This window comes from Lysobacter sp. yr284 (assembly GCF_900107375.1).
Lineage (GTDB): Bacteria > Pseudomonadota > Gammaproteobacteria > Xanthomonadales > Xanthomonadaceae > Lysobacter.
Map to the genome: position 1 here is coordinate 66,972 of NZ_FNPT01000018.1, position 15,704 is coordinate 82,675.

12 protein-coding genes are annotated in these 15,704 nt (G+C 72.3%); 4 read left to right on the forward strand and 8 right to left on the reverse strand.

Going from position 1 to position 15,704, the window contains the following annotated elements:
* Positions 1-54: 54 nt before the first annotated feature.
* From BLV01_RS20235 to BLV01_RS20255, 5 genes are all read right to left on the reverse strand, one after another.
* Positions 55-1,194: a glycosyltransferase family 4 protein gene (locus BLV01_RS20235; protein WP_091804295.1), complete on the reverse strand. Its 1,140-nt coding sequence runs from the start codon at positions 1,192-1,194 to the stop codon at positions 55-57.
* A 10-nt stretch (positions 1,195-1,204) separates the two neighbouring features.
* Positions 1,205-1,405 carry a zinc-finger domain-containing protein gene (locus tag BLV01_RS20240; RefSeq protein WP_057946305.1) on the reverse strand — a complete coding sequence of 67 codons (201 nt, stop codon included), beginning with the start codon at positions 1,403-1,405 and terminating at the stop codon, positions 1,205-1,207.
* Between the two features lie 217 nt (positions 1,406-1,622).
* Complete coding sequence (locus BLV01_RS20245; RefSeq protein WP_091804298.1) at positions 1,623-2,369, reverse strand: pirin family protein; 747 nt, start codon at positions 2,367-2,369, stop codon at positions 1,623-1,625.
* Between the two features lie 92 nt (positions 2,370-2,461).
* Entirely contained in the window at positions 2,462-3,040 is a 579-nt protein-coding gene (locus tag BLV01_RS20250; RefSeq protein WP_091804301.1) for a YceI family protein, read from the reverse strand.
* 134 nt (positions 3,041-3,174) lie between these two features.
* Complete coding sequence (locus BLV01_RS20255; protein WP_091804380.1) at positions 3,175-3,762, reverse strand: malonic semialdehyde reductase; 588 nt, start codon at positions 3,760-3,762, stop codon at positions 3,175-3,177.
* 162 nt (positions 3,763-3,924) lie between these two features.
* Here BLV01_RS20255 and BLV01_RS20260 point away from each other — a divergent pair, with 162 nt between their 5' ends.
* Complete coding sequence (locus BLV01_RS20260; protein ID WP_254782707.1) at positions 3,925-4,857, forward strand: mitochondrial fission ELM1 family protein; 933 nt, start codon at positions 3,925-3,927, stop codon at positions 4,855-4,857.
* Positions 4,858-4,870: 13 nt separating this feature from the next.
* On the opposite strand, the gene BLV01_RS20265 is transcribed toward BLV01_RS20260, so the two are convergent.
* Together BLV01_RS20265 and glnE are read right to left on the reverse strand one after the other, a co-directional pair.
* On the reverse strand, positions 4,871-5,275 hold the full coding sequence (locus tag BLV01_RS20265; RefSeq protein WP_091804304.1) for an immunity 22 family protein: 405 nt from the start codon (positions 5,273-5,275) through the stop codon (positions 4,871-4,873).
* A 34-nt stretch (positions 5,276-5,309) separates the two neighbouring features.
* Positions 5,310-8,150, reverse strand: coding sequence for a bifunctional [glutamate--ammonia ligase]-adenylyl-L-tyrosine phosphorylase/[glutamate--ammonia-ligase] adenylyltransferase (gene glnE, locus BLV01_RS20270; RefSeq protein ID WP_091804307.1), 2,841 nt, complete (start codon positions 8,148-8,150; stop codon positions 5,310-5,312).
* A 1,184-nt stretch (positions 8,151-9,334) separates the two neighbouring features.
* On the opposite strand from glnE, the gene BLV01_RS20275 reads away from it, so the two are divergent.
* The 3 genes from BLV01_RS20275 to BLV01_RS26430 all read left to right on the forward strand — a co-directional run bounded on the left by BLV01_RS20275 (position 9,335) and on the right by BLV01_RS26430 (position 13,568).
* A complete protein-coding gene (locus BLV01_RS20275; protein ID WP_091804310.1) occupies positions 9,335-11,293 on the forward strand; it encodes a multicopper oxidase family protein in 1,959 nt (652 codons plus the stop codon).
* A gap of 293 nt (positions 11,294-11,586) precedes the next feature.
* On the forward strand, positions 11,587-12,072 hold the full coding sequence (locus tag BLV01_RS20280) for a hypothetical protein (protein ID WP_139178921.1): 486 nt from the start codon (positions 11,587-11,589) through the stop codon (positions 12,070-12,072).
* 23 nt (positions 12,073-12,095) lie between these two features.
* Positions 12,096-13,568, forward strand: a complete 1,473-nt coding sequence (locus BLV01_RS26430) for an XVIPCD domain-containing protein (RefSeq protein ID WP_175486140.1) — start codon at positions 12,096-12,098, stop codon at positions 13,566-13,568.
* Between the two features lie 24 nt (positions 13,569-13,592).
* Here the strand turns inward: BLV01_RS26430 and BLV01_RS20290 are convergent, their stop codons facing one another.
* Positions 13,593-15,698, reverse strand: coding sequence for an esterase/lipase family protein (locus BLV01_RS20290; RefSeq protein ID WP_091804318.1), 2,106 nt, complete (start codon positions 15,696-15,698; stop codon positions 13,593-13,595).
* Between the last annotated feature and the right edge of the window lie 6 nt (positions 15,699-15,704).

The window sequence follows — 15,704 nt, forward strand, 5'->3', positions numbered from 1 at the left end:
CCGGCCGCATCCGCGGCGAACGACGCGGGCGCGCCCGGCGACGGCGCGGCCGGCTCAGGCATCGACGAGTTCGGCATAGACGGCAAGCGTGGCCTCCTGCATGGCGCGCAGGGAAAACGCCATCGTATCCACTGGCGCGGGCGCATGCGTTAGCAATTCGCAAGCGCTGCGCTTGAGCGCGAGCGGATCGAACGCCGCGACCGCGCCGCGCGGTTGCAGGCGCGCCAGCAGCTCGCCGACGCCGCCGTGGTTCCAGCCCAGCACCGGCCGGCCGCAGGCCAGCGCCTCGACCACGGTGCGGCCGAACGCCTCGGGCTTGCGCGAGAGTTGCAGCACCAGGTCGCTGGCGGCGTAGGCGCGCGCGATCGCGTCGGTCGGCGCGGCGAAGGCGACCGCGTCGGCGATGCCCAGGCCCTGCGCGAGCTGCTGCATTTCCTCGATGTAGTCCTCGCGTCCCGGCTCGCGCGCGCCCGGCAGCCACAGCCGCGCATCGAGGCCGTCGGCGCGCACGTCGGCCAGCAATTGCAGGCCGTCGGCATGGCCTTTCAGGCGGGTGCCGCGGCCGGGCAGCAACAGCAGCGGGCCGTCGCCGGCGAGCTGCGGATGCTGCGCGGCGGCCCAGGCGCGCGCCTGGAGGTCGGGCCACGGCGCGCGCGGGAACGCGGCCGGGTCGATCCCGCGCGGCACCACCCGCAGCCTGTACGGGTCGGTGTCGGGATAGTGTTGGAGCACGTAGTCCCGGACGGTGTCGGACACGCAGATCACGCGCTCGCCGCGGGTCATGACCTGGCTGTAGCGCGAGGGCGAGTTGAGCCCGTGCACGGTGGTCACCAGCGCCGGCCGCGCGCCGTCGGGCAGGCCGCGCCAGGCCAGCAGGCCGACCCAGGCCGGCAGGCGCGAGCGCAGGTGCAGTACGTCCACGCCCAGCTCGGTCATCAGCCGGCGCAGCTTGAAGGCATGCAGCAGGGTCGAGGGCGACTTGCGCCCGATCGGCAGTTCGATGTGCTCGGCGCCGAGCTGCAGCAGCCGCGGCACCAGCCGGCCGCCGGCCGAGACCACGATCGCGCGGTGGCCGGCGCGCACCAGCGCATCGGCGATTTCCAGGGTGGAACGCTCGACGCCGCCGGATTCCAGCGCCGGCAGCAACTGCATCGCCGTCAGCCGGCGCGTGGGGGTCGGCTGCGGCGGATTCATGGCGGCGGGGTCAGTCGACCAGGGTGTAGTGCGCGCCGCAGTACGGGCACTGGCACTCGCGCTCGGCCTCGATCGGCAGGTACACGCGCGGATGCGAGTTCCACAGCGCCATCGACGGCAGCGGGCAGCTCAGCGGCAGGTCGGCGCGGGTCACGGTGTAGCGCTGATCGGCGTTGGCCTGGGTGGGGTGGGCGTTGGCTGCGGTGGTCATGGGGCACGACGGGTGGCGACGCGGGCAGGCATTTTAGCAGCGTGGGCGCGGCGGCGCGTGTACGCGGCCGCGCGAACGGCGGCAAGGCCGCGGCGGCGCCGGGTTCGCGCCAGACGCGGCCAAGCGCCGCGGCCGGGCGAGGCCGCGTCGGCGCGGCCGTTGGCTGCCGGGGGCTGCGCAGCAGACGCTGCGACGGCGGCGCAGGCAAGGCCCGCGATCACGCCGGCGGCGGCAGCTCCAGCAGCAGCGCTTGCGCGCCGTGATCGCCGGCGGTCAGCGCCAGTTCGCCGGATTCGCCGACCCAGCCGAGCGCGTCGCCCGCGGCCAGGGCGCGGCCGTTGGCCTCGGCCTCGCCGCTCACCAGCTGCAGCCAGTACCCTCGGCCGACGTCGAGCGCGCACCGCAGCGCCGCGCCCGCCGCGAGCGTGGCCGTGGATAGCCGCAGGTCCTGGCGCACCGGCAACCCGCCCTCGCCGCCGTCGCGCGAAGCGCGCAAGGCCCAGCCGCGGTCGCCGGCGGCCGGCGCCGCCGACAGCGCGTACGCGGGCCGGGCGTTGAGCCGGTCGGGCTGGATCCAAATCTGCAGGAACCGCAGCGGCGCGTCGGCCGCGGCGTTGAACGCGCGATGGCGCATGCCGTGGCCGGCGCCGAGCCATTGCAGCTCGCCGGCGCGCACCACGCCCGTGGCGGTGTCGTCGCCGCCGGCGGCCTCGCCGAACTCCGAGCCGGCCACGCCTTCGAAACCCATGGCGCCTTCCAGCACGTAGCTGAAGACGTCCATGTTGGCGTGACGGTGCACGGCCAGGCCCGCGCCGGGCGCGGCCCGCACTTCGCGCAGCACGCGCAGCGCGCCGAACCCCATCCATGCCGGGTCGTAATAGCCGCCCGAGGAGAACGTGTGCAGGCTGTCGCTGCCGTCGGCCGGGACCCGGCCGCGCTCGCGGGAAAGGCGTTGGATGATCATCGCGCCATTTTAGCGCGCAACGCGGCGCGCTTCGGGCGGCAAAAACGCGAACGGCGCCGCCCGCGGGCGACGCCGTTCGCAAGCGCGGCCGCTTACTTCTTCGGCACGATCGCTTCGGTGGTGATGCGGATCTTGACCTCGTCGCTGACGTTGGGCACGTACTTGCCGATGCCGAACTCGCTGCGCTTGAGCGTGGTGGTGGCGTCGAAGCCGGCCGCCGCGCGCTTGGCCATCGGCTGCTCGCCGATCTTGTTGATGTTGACGTCCAGCACCGCCGGCTTGGTCACGCCGTGCACGGTCAAGTCGCCCGTCACCTTGAGCTTGTTGGCGCCGGCCGCTTCGACCTTGGTGCTCTTGAAGGTGATGTTCGGGTACTTGGCGGCGTCGAAGAAATCGGCGCTCTTGAGGTGCTCGTCGAAATCGCCGACGTGCGAATCCAGGCCGTCGAGCGGGATGGTCACCTGCACCGAGGACGCCGAGGGCTTGGCCTGGTCGTAGGTGATGCTGCCGTCGACCTTGCCGAAGTGCGCGATCGGGTTGGAGAAGCCGAAGTGGCTCCAGCTGGCGACCACGTCGGTGTGGTTGGGGTCGATCTTGTAGGTCACCGGGGCGGCGGTGGCGGCGCCGGCGAAAGCCAGGCCCAGGGCGGCGGCGAGCAGGATGCGCTTCATTGGAGAACTCCTCGGAATGTCGTCGGGTGGACGCTGGTCGTTGTAGGTACGGCGGTGTTGCGGGGGAACCACTATCGCCCGGCCCGCGCCGCGCCAGGGCGGCGCCAGCGCGGAACCGTGCCGGCGCGCACGCATCACTCGATGCGCGCGGCCTCGTCGAACGGCAGGCGCGGCGAGCGCGGGAACAGCTTGTCGTGGTCGCCGTGGCCCAGGTTGATGAGGAAGTTGGACTTGATCTTGGTGCCGGCGAAGAAGGCCTCGTCGACCTTGGCGTTGTCGAAGCCCGACATCGCGCCGGTGTCCAGGCCCAGCGAACGCGCGGCCAGGATCAGGTAGGCGCCCTGCAGGCTGCCGTTGCGGAACGCGGTGACGTTGATCGCCGCGTCGTTGCCGGCGAACCAGCTGCGCGCGTCGTCGTGCGGGAACAGATACGGCAGCTTTTCGTAGAACTCCAGGTCGTGGGCGACGATGACGGTGACCGGCGCGGCCAGGGTCTTGGCCAGGTTGCCTTCCGACAGGGCCGGGCGCAGCTTCTCCTTGGCCTGCGGGGACTTTACGAACACGAACCGCGCCGGCGAGCCGTTGGCGCTGGTCGGGCCCCACTTGGTCAGGTCGTAGAGCTGGCGCAGCGTCTCGTCGCTGATCTCGCCGCCGAGCACGTTGTGGGTGCGGGCGCTGCGGAACAGCTGATCGAGGGCGTCGTCGGGGAGGGCCTTGGACATCGTCTTCTCCATGGGGCTGCCAAGCTGGGGCAAGTGATCGGGAGACGGAAGTGTAGAGTCTCGACCCGGCCGCTAAATCGACACCCCCGGAACGGATTACCTGCATCTGTGCAACGAAACAGCATTTCGGCGAAGAATGACGCCACTACTGCAACCTGGCTGTTGACCGACGGGCTGGCCGGCAACCAGCGCCAGGCCTCGGCGCTGGCCCTGGCCCTGGGGCGCCCGGCCCGGCATTGGCTGCTGCAACCGCGGGCGCCGTGGCGCTGGCTGTCGCCGCGCCGGCTGCCGGGGTCGGAACGGGCCTTCGGCGAGGAATTCGCGCAGGCGCTGAGCGGCGCCCGCCCGGCCCTCGCCATCGGCTGCGGCCGCCAGGCCGCGCTGGCGACCCGGCTGATGCGCGAGACCGGCGCGCGCGCGGTGCAGATCCTCGACCCGCGCCTGCCGCCCATGCATTGGGACCTGGTGATCGCGCCCGAGCACGACGGCCTGCGCGGGCCCAACGTGATCACCCTGCTCGGCAGCCTCAACCCGGTCGACGACCTGTGGCTGGCCGGCGCGCGCAAGACCTTCCCCGCCTTCGGCGAACTGCCCGGCCCGCGCACTGCGCTGCTGCTGGGCGGCTCCAGCGCCCACGCCCGCTTCGACCGCGCCGCCTTCGACGCGCTGGCCTCGCGCCTGTCGGCGCAGCTCGAACGCGAGGGCGGCAGCCTGCTGGCGACGACCTCGCGGCGCACCCCGGCGGACATCCGCGCGCGCCTGCGCGAACGCCTGGCGTCGCTGCCGCAGGTGTCGTGGTACGAGCCCGGCGAAGGCGCCAACCCCTACCCGGGCCTGCTCGGCTGGGCCGACCGCATCGTCTGCACCGCCGACTCGGTCAACATGCTGTCCGAGGCCGCGGCCACGCGCGCGCCGCTGTTCGTGTTCGGCATCGACCGGGTCGAAGGGCGGCCGCGCCGCTTCGTCGACAGCCTGATCGGCCTGCGCCGGGCGCATGCGTTCGATCCGCACCTGCGGCCGTTCCCGGTGGAGCCGCTGCGCGAGACCGCGCGGGTGGCGCGCGAGGTCCGGCGTCGCCTGGGCTTGCAGGACTGACCGCGCGCCCGCCTCAGCGCGCGCGGCGCGGCCGCGAGTTGTCGAAGCTGCCGATGAAGCGCAGTTCGTTGTACAGCCGTCCCGGCTGTTCTTCGATGAAGGCGCAGCGGTCGTAGTAGTACAGCGCGTTGCCCGCGGCGATGCCCAACTCGTGGCAGCGGGCGACGATCGCGCGGTCGGTGGCGGGCGAATACGTGCCGACTTCGAGCACCAGTTCCTCGACCGGCACCGCCCGCGCGCCGACGGTGACGTAGGCGACGAAAAAATCCGAATCGATGAAGCCGCAGCCGAAATCGCGGTGCGCCGGGCAACCCGAGCCCTGTTCTTCCATGCCCTGGGTGTAGCGGTCGAACGCGTCGGCCTGGGTGGTGGTGCCGATCCAGACCGAGATCATGTCGCGGGCGTCGTGGTCGATCACCGCGGGCTCCCCACCGGCGAGCGTTCGCGCCGCCTCACGACGCCGCCCGCAAGCCGTGCTCGCTCATCGCCGCGCCGATCGCGCGGCGCGCGGCAGCGATCGCATCGGTCTCGGCCACCCGCCGCGGGCGCCGGTCCAGCGTGCATTCCAGCCCCGCCGCGAGCAACACCGCATGCGCTCGCAACAAGCCCTCGGCATGTTCCGGCGACAAGCCGCCGGCCGCGCGCGCGGCCGCGATCAAGCCGGGCGTATCGCGCGGCGCCAGCAGCGCCGGCGCGCGCGCGCTGTCGCGCAGCACCAGGTACTGCAGCAGGAATTCCAGGTCGACCAAGCCGCCTTCGCCCTGCTTGAGGTCGAAGAACGCCGCGTCGCTGCGGTCGAGCTCGGCGCGCATGCGCGCGCGCATCGCCGCGACGTCGCCGCGCAGTTTGTCGCCGTCGCGCGCGCGGGCCAGGGTGCGCGCGCGGACGTCGTCGAAGCGCGCGTGCAGGTCGGCGTCGCCGGCGACGAAGCGCGCGCGCACCAGCGCCTGATGCTCCCAGGTCCAGGCGCGCTCGTCCTGGTAGTCGGCGAAGCTGGCCAGCGACGACACCAGCAGGCCCTTGGCGCCGTCCGGCCGCAAGCGCACATCGACATCGAACAAGCGCCCGGCCGCGGTGACCGCGCCGAGCAGGGCGACGATCTTCTGCGCCAGCCGCGCGAACCAGCGCGTCGCGTCGAGCGAGCGCGCGCCGTCGGACGCCGCGCCGCCCTCGACCGCGGGCGCTTCGTACAAGAACACCAGATCCAGGTCGGAGCCGAAGCCCAGTTCCTCGCCGCCGAGGCTGCCGTAGCCGAGCACGGCGAAACGCGCGCCGGGCACCCGGCCGTGCGCGGCGGCGACTTCGGCCTGGGCCATCGCCAGCACCTGCGCCACCACCGCATCGGCCAGCCAGGCCAGCTGGCGCGCGCTGTCCTCGGCCGACTGGCGGCCGTCGCGCAGCGCCATCGCGATGCGGAAGCTCAGCGCCTGCCGGGTTTCGTTGATCGCCTGCAAGGCTTCCTCGACATCGCCGCTGGCATCGAAGCCGGCGCAGGCGGCGAGCAGTTCCTCGCGGTCCGGCAGCGGGCCGGCCACGCGCGCATCGAGCAATTCGTCCAGCAACAACGGGTGCGAGGCCAGCCGCTCGGCCAGCAGCGCGCTGCGCGAGACCACCTCGACCAAGCGCGACAGCGCCGCCGGCTGTTCGTCGAGCAAGGCCAGATAGGCGCTGCGGCGCAGGACGTTGTGCAGCAGCGCCAGCAAACGCTTGAGCGCGAGCATCGGCTGGCTCGACGCCGCCGCGGCCTGCAGCAGCGCCGGCAGCACCCGGTCCAGGCGCGCGCGCGCGGCGTCGGACAGGCCGCGCACGCCGGGGCTGCGGGCGAAATCGCGCAGCGCCGCGTCGGCGTCGGCGGCGGCGTCGAAACCGGCGTCCAGCAGCGCCTGCGCCTCGCCGGCCTCCGGCAGCGCGCGCCAGTACGCGGTCAGCGCGTCGGGCGCGGCGCGGCGCCGGCGCGGCGCCAGCAGCGCGTCGAATTCGGCGGTGATGCGTTCGCGGCGGCGTTCCAGTTCGGCGCGCAGCGCGTCCCAGTCGGCGTAGCCCAGGCCGGCGGCGATGCGCGCGCGCTCGGCCTCGCCGGCGGGCAAGGCGTGGGTCTGCGCGTCGCGCAGCATCTGCAGGCGGTTTTCCAGCCGGCGCAGGAAGCGGTAGTCGTCGGCCAGCGCGTCGCCGGCGTCCTCGCCGATCTGGCGCTGCGCGACCAGCGTCGCCAGCGCCGGCAGCAGGCGCCGGCCGCGCAGCTCGGCCTCGCGGCCGCCGCGGATCAGCTGCAGCGCCTGCACCAGGAATTCGATCTCGCGGATGCCGCCGGGCCCGCGCTTGATGTCGTCGGCCAGTTCCTTGCGCGCGACCTCGGCGCTGATCGCCGCCTTCATCGCGCGCAGGCCGTCGAGCGCGCCGAAGTCGAGATAGCGCCGGTACACGAACGGCCGCAGCGCGTCGACGAAGCGCTCGCCGGCGTCGAGATCGCCCGCCACCGGCCGCGCCTTCTGCCAGGCGTAGCGTTCCCAGTCGCGGCCTTCGCGCTGGAAGTACTGCTCCATCGCCGCGAACGACCACGCCACCCGGCCGGCGTTGCCGTACGGGCGCAGGCGCAGGTCGACGCGATGGCTGAAGCCCTCGGCGGTGAGTTCGTCGAGCAATCGCGCCAACTGCTGGCCGAGCTTGGCGAAGTAGGTTTCCGCGTCGAGCGCGCGCGCGGCGTCGCGGCCGTCGAACTCGGTGCTGCCGTCGTGCTCGTAGGCGTAGACCAGATCGACGTCGGAACTGAAGTTCAACTCGCCGCCGCCGAGCTTGCCCAGGCCGAACACCACCAGCCGCACGCGTTCGCCGGCCGGCGTGCGCAGCGCGCCGTAGCGGCGCTCGAACTCGTCCTCGAGCGCGTCGTGGGCCAGGCGCAGGCAGGTTTCGGCCAGTTCGGTGCTGCCGCGCAAGGTGTCGCCGACTCCGTCCAGGCCGAGCGCGTCGCGCCAGATCAGCCGGGTTGAACCGGCGGCGCGGTAACGGCGCAGGCGCGTGCCCCAGTCGGCGCGGCCTTCGGCGTCCAACTGCGGCGGCGGCAACGGCTGGGCGCCGTCGTCGGCGGCCAGCGCGAGCAGCAGCGCGGGCTGGCGCGCAAGGGTGTCGATGGCGAAGTCGCTGACCACCGCCACGCGCGCCACCCGCGCGGCCAGCGCCGCGTCTTCGAGCGCGGCGCGCGCGTCGTCGCAGGCGTTGCGCAGGCGCGCGAGTGCGCGTTCGGTCAGGGCGGAGAAGTCGGTGGCGGCCGCGGCGGCAGGAACGGAAGCGTGCATGCGCGCGATGATCGCATGGCGATGGCGGCGGGCCGGATCGCGGGCCGCGCCCCGACGCCGCTGCCGCAAGCGCGTTTCGCGCTGGCCCGGCGCGCCGGGGCCGCCGCTGCCGCTGGACGCAGCGCCTGCGCTCGGCGACGCTGCGGATAAAAACGCTGGGCAATAAAAAAGCCCGCTCCCGGATGAACCGGTTGCGGGCTTGCTCCCTCCCCCACGTCGGGATGCGTGCTGATCGTGAAGGAAGCGTTAGCGGCTTTGCACGCTGCACTGCAAAACAGAACTTGCCGGTTCATTTGAAACGCTCTCGCGCGAAACCGCCCTCCAACGCGAAAACCTTGCGGCGCAAGGCTTGTTACCGATGACAGGCGAAACCCCGCGGCGGGCTGCGGCGAGTCGCGGCGCGCGGCGCGGCCGAACCTGAACAGGGAGGGCCCGCGCGATTTGCGCCAAACCGCACTCCGCCCGTGGCGCTCGTCGCAGGCGATTCGTGTCCCAGGCCGCAGCGGCGTCGCCTAGGCGTCGCTCGGTGGGTGCCCGGCGCGCGTCCGAACCGGGCCGGCGCAGCCGCGGCGAGCGAGCGCGCCCAAACCTCCATAGCACCGACCGGTACGCCCACGCCCGCGATCCGGCGGATGGAGCGCCACACTTCGCCGCGAACACACTGCGGCCGCATACGCCTGCGCGCAACGTCGCGTCCGGTGCGCAACGCGACGCAAGCCGGGCCTCGCTGCGCCGCGTCGCCGCGCTCGACGACTTCGCGCGCATCGCCCGGCGCGCAATGCCGGCGAACGCATCGAACCACGCCCAGCCCGGACCCCACACCCGACTTCACAGCGACACGCCGCGCTGTCCTGCCGCCCCGGCTTTCGCCGTTCATCAAGCGAGCGCGAACGGCCGCCGCGATTGCGACGGCCCGCACTCGGTGCCGCAGCAGGACGCGCATCGCGAACGGGTTCGCGCCAGTCCGGCGAACCGCGCGCGGCGCTCCACGCAGCGTCGAACGGCCCCCGCCCGCGCGGGGCCGCGCTCCGCCCGCGCCGCGACCGCTGCGGCGTGCGGCGCCGCAGGGGACGACACGCAAGCCGACTCACCGAGCCGCCGACGCGGCGCGGCGCGCCCGTTCGCGCCGCGCGCGCCGGCACCACCGTGCCGCGACGGCACGCTTCATGCCACAGGGGTTCCGCATGGACATTTCCGTTCCCAAATCCGCGCCCGCCGCACTGCGCCCGCGCAACGCGCTGGCGCTGTGCCTGGCCTTGGCCATGCCCGGCGCAGCGCTGGCCCAGGAGGCCGCCGCCGAGCGCGCCGCCGCGCCGCCGGTGCTGGCGCGCATGCTGCGCTCCACCGACGCGCCGCAGGCCGCGCAGAAGCTGCTCACCGCCGAAGGCGCGCGGCCGCTGGACACGCGCGAGGCGCGGCTCGAGTTGGTCGTCGATACGACCACTTCGCGGATCTGGAACCCGGCGAGCTCGCGCTACGACACCGTCGAGCTGCGCTCCTACAAGAGCCCCGGCACCGACCCGGCGATTCCCTTCGTCGCCCCCACCGTGGTCACCGCGCCCGGCGAGACCGTGCGCATCGCGCTCAAGAACGACCTCAAGCCCGAACCCGACTGCGCCCAGCCCAGCCTCAACACGCCGCACTGCTTCAACTCCACCAACCTGCACTCGCACGGCCTGTGGGTCAGCCCGACCGGCAACAGCGACAACGTGCTGCTGACCCTGCGTCCGGGCGTGGCGTTCGAGTACGAATACAACCTGCCGGCCGACCATCCCGCCGGGACGTTCTGGTACCACCCGCACCTGCACGGCTCGACCGCGCTGCAGGTTTCCAGCGGCATGGCCGGCGCGCTGCTGGTGCGCGGCCAGCGCCTGCCCTCGCCGACCCGCAACGGCGACCTCGACACCCTGCTGCGCGACGCCTCGGCGGAGCAGCCGATGCCCGAGCGGCTGCTGATGTTCCAGCAGGTCGCCTACGCCTGCCGCAACGACGCCGGCAAGATCAAGACCGCCGCCGACGGCACCTGGATCTGCGATCCGGGCGACGTCGGCCGGATCGACAACTACGCAGACCAGTTCGGCTTCGGCACCTGGCAGAAGTCCGGGCGCTACACCAGCGTCAACGGCGTGGTGCTGCCGACCTTCTCCGGCCTGCTGGCCGGCCGGCTGGAGCGCTGGCGGCTGCTGCACGCCGGCGTGCGCGACACCGTCAACCTGCAACTGCGCGAGTTGCGCAGCCGCGCCTCGTCGCCGGCGGGGCTGGCCGGCGACGCGCTGGAAACCTGGGTCGGCAAGAACTGCACCGGCGAGGTGCTGAGCCAGTTCGAAGTCGCCGCCGACGGCCTCACCCACGGGCAGATGATCGAAAAGCGCGAGAACGTGCTGCAGCCGGGCTACCGCAGCGACGTGCTGGTGGCGTTCCCGCGCCCCGGCCGCTACTGCGTGATCGACGCGGCCGCGCCGGCCAACGCCAGCGTCACCCAGGCCGCCGAGGACCGCCAGTTGCTCGGCATCGCCGAAGTCAGCGGCCTCGCCGAGCGGATCGACACGCGCGCCTTGATCGCGCGCCAGCTCAAAGCCTCGGCCCAGCGCAACATGCCCGCCGACGTGCAACAGCGGGTGCTCGCCGATCTGGACGACGGCCTGCGGCTGAGCGCGTTCGTGCCGCACCGCGACATTCCCAAGGACGAGGTGAACGGCCAGCAGTCGCTGTTCTTCAACATCACCGACGACGACCAGTACCAGGTCGACGGCAATTCCTACGCGCCGACCCAGGCGCGCGACCTGGTGCTGGGCCGCACCGAGGAATGGACGCTGACCTCCAAGCGCGGCGGCCATCCCTTCCACATCCACGTCAATCCGTTCCAGGTCGTGGCGATCTACGACCCCAAGGGCAACGACGTCAGCCAGAGCGGCGAAGCCTCCGACCCGCAGTACGCCAACCTGCGCGGCACCTGGAAGGACACCTTGTTCGTCAAGCAGGGTTACAACGTGGTGATCCGCACCCGCTACGAGCGCTACATCGGCGAATACGTCCTGCACTGCCACATCCTCGACCACGAGGACCGCGGCATGATGCAGAACGTGCGCATGCTGGTGCCCGACGGCAAGGGCGGCGGGATTTCGGCCAACTCGCACCATTGATCGCGGTGTGCGGCCAGGCTCCGCCGCGCGCGGAGCCTGGCCGGACCGTGGCCCGATCGGGGCGCAAAAAATCCATAACTTATCCAGCGATTCGCGCTGCTGCTTGTCCGCGCCCGCGGTTTGATCTATACCAAGCCGACGCACGCAGGACGCCTCGGATGCCTTTCCGCTTTCGCCCAGCCTGTACCGCTTCCGGCCGAACCGCCCCGGCGCTCGCCTGCGCATTGAGCATCGTGTTGTTGAGCGCCTGCGCCGCGGCCGGTCCGGCCAAGGTGTCCGTCAAGGAGTCCAGGATGCATCCTTCCGACGAATCTCCCGGCCGCACGGCCGACGCCGAAGCCGTCGGCGAAACCGTGTTGAAACTGCTCGCCGGCCTCGGCGCGCGCGAGCAGCTCAGCGCGCAACGGATCGAGCGCGATACCGGCTGGAGCCTGCAACGCTCCGAAAACAGCGCCCGCACCGGCGCCTCGCTCGGGCCGGATTGGGGTTACTCGCTCGAGCTGTTGGTGCCGGCCGGCTCGCAGCGCCAGCAATTGCGCTTCGAATACCGGCGCAAGCGCGAGGATGCCGACGCCAGCGCGATCTGCCGCCCCGATTTCGAGCGCTACGCGGCGACCCTGGAAGGCCTGGGCTACCAGCGCAGCCCGATGACGGCCGAGCACGACCGGCCGCTGGGCTGGAGCTTCCAGCGTCCGCAGTTGTGGATCCGCATCTACACCCGCGCCGAATCCGACGACGCCTACGAGCACGAGTGCGTCAGCCTGATCACGGTCGAATAACGCCAGCAACGCACGGAGGCAGCATGAGCGGCGAACCCATCGGAACGCAATTGCGCGCGCGCCTGGACGAGTTCGCAGGCCAATCGGGCGTCACCGCGGAAGCCGCGCGCAACCTGGAGGCGGCGATCGTCCGTTCGCCGGCGCTGACCCGGCAATTGAACGCGGCGGCCGACAGCCGCGAGCTGCTGCATTTCAAACTCAAGAGCGACGCCCATGCCGGCGGCAGCTTCGTCTCGCGCGACCGCACGATGGCCTTGGGCCTGGACGACCTGACCGACAAGTACGACGCCAACAACATGACTTTCGTGCTCGGCCACGAAGTGCAGCACGGACGGATCGCGCCGGGCCAGACCCAGACGCCGATGGATCAGGCGCGCCAGGCCTTCACCGAGCAGGCGCGCACGATGGCCGCCAGCGATGCGACGGTCCACAACTACACGCCGGCGCTGACGACGGTGATGCAGGCGCACCGCGACAACGAAGCGCGCGCGCATATCCAGGGCTGGAACGCGATGGTCGGCGCGCTGCGCGAGACCGACTCCAATCTGACCCTGGAAGATATCTACAAATCCTCGCCGCGCGCGGCCGACTTCATCGAACAGAACGGCTCCGACAGCAATCCTTCGTATCGGCTCAGGCGCAACCTGACGCTGGAGGCCGACCAATCGATTTCGCCGGACAACGCCGCCAACGTCCGCGCGATGGGCGAGTACTACTTCGACAAGTCGGCCGGCGACGCGCGGCTCGGCCATCGCGGCGGCTCGGACTACAGCAACCTGTACGGCGCGCGCTACATCGGCGAATTGGCCCGGCTCGAACTCGACCGCGGACACGCGCCCGCGAACGCGCCGCGGATCGAAATCGACATGCGCTCGCTCGGCCTGAGCGAGCGCACGCTCGAGCGCAACGGCATCAACCTCGGCCGCCACGCCGGCGAGCGCCTGCCCTACTACGATGTCGGCGGCCGCCGGCCGGAACCGTCGAACTTCGACCACACCATCGATTCCCACGACTACGTCCGCAACAATCGCCCGACGGCCGCGGCGCCGGCGGTCGCGCCCGCTGCCGCGCCGGCCTTGGCGCCCGCGCCGGTGCCCGATTCGGATCTGCGCAGTCCGCAACATCCCGACCATGCGCTGTACCAGGGCATCCACGACAAGCTCGGCGCGCAGGGGCACCCCTTGCACCGGAATGCGCAGGAAAGCGAGCGCCTGGCCGCGGCCTTGACCGTGGAGGCACGCCGCGCCGGCATCGAGCGCGCCGACCACGTCGTGATCGGCGCCGACGTCGGCTCAGGCCGCAGCGTGTTCGTCGTCCAGGGCGGGTTCGACGACCCCGCGCATCGCCGCGCCGGCGTCGCGATGCAGGACGCGCTGCGCACGCCGGTGGAGGAATCGAGCCGGCAGTCGTCGGCGCTGCCGCGCGAAACGCCGACGCCCGTGCCGGTGCAGAGCGAAACCCAGACCCAATCGCAGCCGCAGCCCGCGCACCGCTGAGCGTAGCGGCCGCGGCGGCGGCGCTCAACGCTTGCCGCGGCTCTCGTACGTCGCCGCATCCTCATGCAGGATCCGCCGCAACTCGGCGATCGCCTGCGGGGTTTCCTGCACGCTGTGGCCGGACACGATCGCCTTCTCCGACACCGCGCCGTCCATGTGCGCGCTCGGGTACGGCACCACGCCGTCGCTGGACTGCGCCAGGGCCAGCGTCGGATCGCGCTGGGCGACGATGACGTGGTACGGCAGGCCCGGTTCGATCGACAGGTCGCGGGTCGCGTGCATGAAGCGCGAGTTCGGACTCAGGTCGTCCGGGCCGGTCGGCGGTTTGCCCTTGCGCAAGCCGATGCGCTCCAGGTCGGATTCGCTGACGTCGTAGCGCTGGATCAGTTCGGCGGTCTCGCGCAGCACGTCCAGCGGCAGCCGGATCAGCTTGCGCACCATCCGCAGCGGCCAGCCGTCGGTGACCACCGCGCCGCGCTGCGGCGAGGCCATGAACACCGCGCGGCCGAACTGCGGCATCGGCTCGAACACGGTCAGCTGGCGCAGCATCGGGTCCTTGCGCACGCGCGCGATCAGCGCCGGGTCCAGCCCGTCGAGCATCGCATCGGCGACGTGGCCGCCGCTGTCGCTGAGCAGCAGCCGCCCGATCACCCCGCCCATGCTGTGGCCGACCAGCACCGCGTCGCGGCTGGCGACGTCGTCGCCCTGCGGGTCGTAGTGCTGGAAGGTCTGCTGCAGCGCCGACGCGATCGCGGCGCGGTTGGACAGCATGTCGATGTTGGTCGGATAGAACACCTGCCACAGCTGGTAGCGGCGGCGCAGGGATTCGTCGCCGAGCAGTTCGTTGGCGAGGTTGACCCAGGCTTCCGGGCTGCTGGCCAGGCCATGGATCAGCACGATCACGCGCTTGTCGGGATCGTAGGGCTGGTTGAGGTAGACGCGCGGCTTGAACGCGCGCGCCTGCTTGGGCCGCAGCAGGCTCGACAGGCTCAGCCGCGCCAGTTCCGAGCGCGCCAGCCAGATGCCGTAGGCGGCCGAGTAGTTCGCCGCCAGCGGCACCTTGCGCCCGGCGATGGTCTCGCTGTCGATGCGGTAGGGGTTGTACACATCCAGCTGCGCGCTGCGGCTGGCGAGCACGCCCTCCAGGCCTTCGCCGTCGAAGCGCAGGGTCACGGTGACCGGCAGGTAGCGGGTGTCGCGGTAAGGCGCATCGTCGCGGGCGCCGGCGGCCGCGCGCCGGCGCGGCGCGTTCGCGAACCGGTAGGACGCGGCGGCCGGGGCGGCATCGGCGGCGGCCGCGTTCGCGACGTCCGCGCTTTGCGAACCCTCCGCCGATGCGGCGCTCGCGGCCGCCGCGCCGGCGCCGCGGCGCGGCGGGAACACCGCGACCAGCGCGGTGCCGAAGCCGTCGCGCCGGTACACCGCGCGCAGGTTGGCGAAGCCGAGCGTGTCGGAGGCCAGCAGCGCCTGCGGGTCCTGCTGGATGTCGGAGGGGTCGTAACCGTGCAGCACCGCGCCCAACTGCAGTCCGCCGATGTCCAGCGTCGCCGCCTCGGCCTTGCCGGCGCTGGCCGCGAACGCGGCCTGGGCGATGGCCTCGACCGCGCGGTTGTAGTACTGCAGCACCTGCTGCTGGCGCGCCTCGAACACGCGCTGCTCCGGCGTGCGCGCGGTCGCGAACAGATACGCGTAGGCGTAGCGCGCGGTGGCGACCGCGGCCTGGGTGCGCGGGTCGGCGGCGGCGACATCGGCCGGCACCCGCGCGATCTCGGCCGCGGCCTGGCCCGAGCGCTTGAACGCGCCGGACTCGGCGCTGCGCTCCACCGTCGCCGGCAAGGCGTTCATGCGCAGCAGCTGCAGCTCGGCCGCCGTCGCCAGCCACTCCTCGGCCGGAGCCAGCGGACGCAGCTGCGCGACGCACGGATCGGGATCGCGCGCGCACGCGGCCGGGTCCAGGCCGGCAGAATTCAACGCGGTGGACGAGGCGATGCTGAGCCGGCCGCCGCTGAGCGCATCGACGCTGCGCTCGGCGGCGATGTCGCCGAACGCGCGCTCCTTGACCTTGACCACGGCGCAGCCGCTGCCGCCCAGCAACGCCAGTCCCGCCAACAAACCGATCAACGCGCGCATGTCCGA